This is a genomic window from Luteitalea sp., assembly GCA_009377605.1.
Lineage (GTDB): Bacteria > Acidobacteriota > Vicinamibacteria > Vicinamibacterales > Vicinamibacteraceae > WHTT01.
The window spans coordinates 1-4,720 of record WHTT01000173.1; the positions used below are offsets into that span (position 1 = coordinate 1).

4 protein-coding genes are annotated in these 4,720 nt (G+C 62.6%); all 4 read right to left on the reverse strand.

The window, feature by feature from the left end:
* Positions 1-585: 585 nt before the first annotated feature.
* Positions 586-1,257: a S8 family serine peptidase gene (locus GEV06_28020; GenBank protein ID MPZ21706.1), complete on the reverse strand. Its 672-nt coding sequence runs from the start codon at positions 1,255-1,257 to the stop codon at positions 586-588.
* A 98-nt stretch (positions 1,258-1,355) separates the two neighbouring features.
* Positions 1,356-1,985: an outer membrane beta-barrel protein gene (locus tag GEV06_28025; GenBank protein ID MPZ21707.1), complete on the reverse strand. Its 630-nt coding sequence runs from the start codon at positions 1,983-1,985 to the stop codon at positions 1,356-1,358.
* Between the two features lie 122 nt (positions 1,986-2,107).
* Entirely contained in the window at positions 2,108-2,665 is a 558-nt protein-coding gene (locus GEV06_28030; GenBank protein MPZ21708.1) for a hypothetical protein, read from the reverse strand.
* Positions 2,666-2,776: 111 nt separating this feature from the next.
* Positions 2,777-4,720 (reverse strand): outer membrane protein assembly factor BamA (bamA, locus tag GEV06_28035; protein MPZ21709.1); only part of this gene is annotated, 1,944 nt, incomplete at its 5' end.

Sequence of the window (4,720 nt, forward strand, 5' to 3'; positions counted from 1 at the left end):
ACCTGGACAACGTGCATGCCATTGGGGACGAGCTGGGGGCTCAGCCGCCGTTCGATTCGTACCTCGCTGGTTGGAACCCGACCTACTTTGCCGATCCAGAGGAGACGGAGCAGCGTCTGTTGAATGCGGGCTTCTCCAAGGCGCGCTGCTGGCTCGAGCCACGAGAAGTGGCACCGCCAGACCTGCGCGCCTATCTGACGACAATCGTCTTCAGCGCGCACCTGAAGCGGCTGCCTCCTGAGCTTCGCATGCCATTCATCGACGCCATCGTCACGCGGCTCGATCCCCCCGTCCTCGATTATGTGCGGTTGAATATTGATGCGACGGCGTGACCGGCACGGACCGCACCCAGCACGCTAATTCCCATCCACTCGACCCCGTCGTGCCACCGCCGAACGCCCAGAGGAAATTGGAGAACGTCCCGATACCGGCGAGCGTAAACGAGATGTTGACTGCGCGAGGCCGAGAACCACTCGAACGAGCCGATCACGGTCGCACGAATGGAAATGGGCTCAGCTGTGGAGCTCGTTTGGGCGAACACAGGCTCCGCGGCAGCGAGTGCGAGGAGCGCGATGAGTGGCGCCCTCATCTGGCCAACCCCAGTCCGCGCAGTAGCGCCTCGCCGTCGACCATGCCGAACCCAAACGTCGTGTCGCGTCCCGGCTCGCCGAGATCGATCGCGAATGTTTCGAGGGCCTGCTCGACTGCGGCAGGGTCCGTCACTCCCTGTTGCATCAGCATGGCAGCCAGGCCGGACACGTGCGGCGCCGCCTGGGAAGTCCCGGTGAAGTAGCAATAGGCCAGCGAGTCGAAGCGAGGTGCTGTATATTCGGACGGCGGCAGGAGGAAGGTGCTCGCAAGGTCGAGGTCGAGCGTTTGCTGCAGGACGCCGCGCTCCGCTCCGTGCTCGCGGAAGGATCCACCCGGCGCCGCCAGCTCGACCCACGATCCCGTGGACGAGTAGACCGCGTGGCGTTGCTCGCGGGTAATGGCCGACACCGAGACGGCCCCAGAGACGCGGCTTGCGATCTCGGCAATCACCTCGCTCTTGTTGCCATCTTCGAAGCCATTACCGGCTGCAATAGCGATGAACATCCCTTTCTCCACCGCGTACCGGATGGCATCTTCGACAACCGGTGCCGGCGGCCCAGTGAGCCAAGGCTCAAGTTGACCACCGCGCACCGTTGTCGGCTGCATAGCGAATTCCACGTGCGACCGTCCCGTCGGAGCCCTCGAACGGGGCGCCGAACACCACATCCCAGGCCGTGCTGATTACCTTCACTCCGCCAGAGGACGGTTGATGGGTCGTGTCTCGAGTTACCGACCCATGAACGATCAGCCCAGGGCCTGGCACCTCAAAAGCGGATGCCCGCGAGCATGGCAAATGTCCGCGTCTTCACGACGGGCTCGGTCGGGTCCGACGAGATGTTCCTGAGACCTGGGCTGAAGCGTCCCTCGACGAGCCAGTGTTCTCCCTCCCAGCCTCCGCCAAAGGTCAAGCCGAGATCAGTGCCCGTCGTGCGTCGGTCGATCTCCTCCTCGTCGTCTTCCCTGTCGTCGCTGTAACGAATCGTCGAGCTCAGCTTGAAGCCAATGCTCGGCCCGGCGAGGAGATACCAAGACGTGCCGCCATAGCTAGGCGGTGATAGCTTTGCCAGCAGCGGGATCTCGAGGTATGTCAATGTCACCGCCGTGGCGCCGTTCTCTGAGACGTGTTCGTTCAGTGAGACGCCCTTGGTCACGAAGAAGACCTCCGGCTGGAGGCCGATGCCGACGTCCCAGTCGATGTTCAGGAAGCCACCAATCATGGGGCCGATGCCAATCCCAGCGTCCTCCTCGGCGCTCTCGGTGAGCGCCCGCACGTTCGAGAGTGACGTGAGCGCGACTCCAGCTTTCACGCCGGTCCGGAGGCTTTGCGCTGCCGAGGGCAGCGCGATGAGTGACGAGACGAGCAGGACACCAGCCATGCGGTACACGAACGACATTGTCGACTCCTTGGCAGTGATGAAGAGGAAGCAGACGCCGCGTTCGGCGAACGCGCCCTACCATCGCGGCGGAAGGTAGGGCCGCCTCGTCGAGGCGGCCATGACCTCGCCGAGGCGTCCGGCTACGACGAGACGAGAACATCGACGCTGTCGGTCGCCGTGGCGCCATCGTCATCGGTAAACGTGTAGCTCACGGTGATGAGCGCCTCTTTCCCGCCGTTCGGCAGCCAGTACCAGATGTCGAAGTTTTGGGTCACCGTAGCGCCGACGTCGGACAGGAGGTTGCCGGACACGCTCGCGGGGCCCTGCTCGAAGTGCACGACCTCCGTGCCGGTGGGCGGGGTCACGATGCCACCTGATGCTTGCTGTACCGTCACGGTCGATGCGGTGATCTTGAGCGGAAGTGCCATGTCCCAATCGTCCTCGTTCACGGCCGCATCCGTGAGCGTCATCGTGACCGTGAAGCTCACGCGCCAGTCGTAGGGCCGGGTCTCGTCGAAGGAGGGATCGTCACCGCGTTGAATGACGAAACTCCTATTGCTGCCATCCCGCGCGCTCACGGTTCCGGGCGCAGTGACGTCTACCGGATCGTCGAGGTCTTCGGTCTCGGTCGGCGAGTCGCACGAGCACATGAGCAACGCTGCGAAGAGCAGCATGGCGCCTGGCAAAAGACGGAACATCTCATTCTCCTTGTGATGGTGGATTCTCGGTTTCGAACCGGCCGGCGGCGGCATGCGCCGCAGCGCAGGGCCTAAATGGCGCAGCAAAAAGATGTAATGGTGTCGACTCCCTCAGAATGTCGTGCCGACCGCAAACTTGAACGTTCGCTCCGGCTGAAATGAATCGCGGTAAATGTTCCACGCATAGATCAAACGAAAAGGGACGTTCATCATGGGGACGATGACGCGCAGCTCGCCGCCAGTCGACGTGCGGAGCTGCCGGAAATTGAAGGGCTGGTCCTGTTCAAAGGCCTGGCCGGCATCATGGAAGGCCAGCAGGCGGACCGGGCCCGCGACGTCGAAGTAATACTCGGCGTTGAAGAGCAAGAATTTGTCGCCACCGATGGCTCGGTTCTGTGCGTCGACCGGGCCTACTGATCGAAAGTCGACGCCGCGAATCTGCGTCTCTCCACCCAGGAAGAAGCGGCGGTAGTACGGCAACTCGTCGGTGTCGGCGAAGGGCTGAATGTACCCAATCTGACCGCGCAGGCCGAGCGCCGTGCGCTGCGTGTGCGGAATATAGAGAATGGCCTCCGCCTCGGGCCGGATGTAGTCGAGCGTCCCGCCGAGAAGACCGCCAGCCATCTCGAAGGTTCCGGTAATCTTCATGCCGCGGCGGGGCATGAAGGGGTTGTCGACCGTGTTGTAGACGACGCTCGGGTTCAAGCGGCTCTCGATGTACCGCCCGTCATTCAAGAATGGGTCGAACGATGGCTCGCCCTCACCGGAGCGACCCGTGCTGAGGAAGTCCTCGTGCACGGCCGTGTCGACCACCTCGTACGTATAGGACGTGTAGCCACGAGCGAAGCGGGCCACGGGCAGGCCGCCGAGCAGTGTCATCCCGCTCCTGACCTCGCTGTAGCCCACGGTGTTCGCGTCCATGTACAAGTCGTACTTGCGCGAGAACAGCGTGACGCCAGCCGTGATGGGCCGACCGAACAGATACGGCTCGCTAGCGGAGAACTGATAGCTCTTGGCACGCTCTCCCGTCTGCACCGACACCTGGAAGGTTTCGCCTTGCCCGAGGAAGTTGGTGGTCGCGAACGAGGCGTTGACGAACATGCCATCGATCCCCGACATTCCTCCGCCGAACATGAACTCGTTCCGGTTGCGCTCGTTGAGGTTCAGGGTGACGTCCACCTTGTTCTTGGCCTGTGGCGTCTTCTCGACCTGGATGTCGTCTTGAGCCTCCCCTTCGCCGAGCGGTTGGAAGTAGCCCAGCTGGTTGATGCGTCTGATGCTGTACTTGAGGCCCTCTGTGTTGAAGACGCCGCCCTCCAGGAGCGCCATCTCGCGCCGAATCACGTGGTCTTTCGTCGTGGTGTTGCCGGTGAACATGATCCGGTCCACGAAATACTGCTCACCCTCCTCCATGTGCATCGTCACATCGACGACAGCTGGCTTGCTGTCGTCGGTGTTCGCTGCAACTGGTGCGGCCTTGGGATCCTTCGTGTCCTTGAAACTGAACTCGGGATACGCCGTGAACTCGAAATACCCCCCGGAGCCGTAGAGCTCGCTCGCCTTCTCGACCCCTTTCCGGATTCGCTCCTCGTCGTAGTAGTCCTCTTGTTCGAGCGAGAAGAGCGGTTGCAGCGCCTCGTCCTTGACCACTGTGTTGTCTGCGAAGGCGACGCTGCCCACGCGGTAGCGACGGCCCTCCGTGACGGGGATCCGCAGCTCGATGAAGCGCTTCTCCCGATCTTGCGAGGCCTTGAGCGATCGGATCTCGGGCTGGCCCACGCTGGCCTTGAGATAGCCCTCCTCGCGGTAGTAACCGAGGATCCGCTGCGCGTCTTCTTCGAACTGCTCTTCCTTGTAGACGCCACTGCCGATGCCGATGAACCGGAAGAGTCCCGCCTGCTTGTTGTGCTCCATCTTGCCGCGCAGCTTGCGGTCCGATACCGCCTCATTGCCGAGAAACGTGATGCGGCCGATCTCGACCTTGGGGCCGTCCTCGATGTTGAACGTCAGGTGCACGAGCTTCGGCCCGGTCTTCAACGGCGTCAGGCTGTGGGT